1 protein-coding gene is annotated in these 823 nt (G+C 74.5%); it reads right to left on the reverse strand.

Annotated elements, in window-relative coordinates:
- Positions 1-90: 90 nt before the first annotated feature.
- A partial coding sequence (locus tag KMS84_RS38690; RefSeq protein ID WP_256921237.1) for a pyridoxal phosphate-dependent decarboxylase family protein occupies positions 91-823 on the reverse strand: 733 nt, incomplete at its 5' end.

Below are 823 nucleotides of genomic sequence, written 5' to 3' on the forward strand. Positions count from 1 at the left end.
GGGCGAGGGCGGCGAGGGAGAGGTTGGCGGGGCCGATGCCGATGCCGACGAGGTCGCGGGGGGTGTCGGTGTCGTGGGGTGGGGGCGTGCTCATGTGGGGGTGTTTCCTTCCACCAGGTTCAGGAGTGCGGTCAGGTCCGCGGGGCGGGTGTGGGGGTTGAGGAGGGTGGCTTTGAGCCAGAGGCGGTCGTCGAGGCGGGCGCGGCCGAGGACGGCGTGGCCGTGGGTGAGGAGGCGGCGGCGGATGTCGGCGACGGTGGTGTCGGTGGCGTGGGTGGGGCGGAAGAGGACGGTGCTGATGGTGGGTGGGGCGTGGAGTTCGAGGCGGGGGTGGGCGGTGATGAGGTCGGCGAGGTGTCGGGCGTGGTCGCAGACGCGGTCGACGAGGGCGCCGAGGCCGGTGCGGCCGAGGGTTTTGAGGGTGGCGGCGATCTTGAGGACGTCGGGGCGGCGGGTGGTGCGCAGGGAGCGGCCGAGGAGGTCGGGGAGGCCGGCGTCGGTGTCGTCGGGGGCGTTGAGGTAGTCGGCGTGGTGGTGCAGGGCGGTGAGGTCGTCGGGGTCGTGGACGGCGAGGAGTCCGGCGGCGGCGGGTTGCCAGCCGAGTTTGTGCAGGTCGAGGGTGACGGTGTGGGCGGTGTCGAGGCCGGTGAGCTGGGGGCGGTGGCGGTCGCTGAAGAGGAGTCCGCCGCCGTAGGCGGCGTCGATGTGGAGGCGGGCGCCGTGGGTGCGGCACAGGGCGCCGATGGCGGGGAGGGGGTCGATGAGGCCGGCGTCGGTGGTGCCGGCGGTGGCGGCGACGATGACGGGGGTGTGGGGGTCGGGG

This window comes from Streptomyces hilarionis, from assembly GCF_024539675.1.
Lineage (GTDB): Bacteria > Actinomycetota > Actinomycetes > Streptomycetales > Streptomycetaceae > Streptomyces > Streptomyces hilarionis.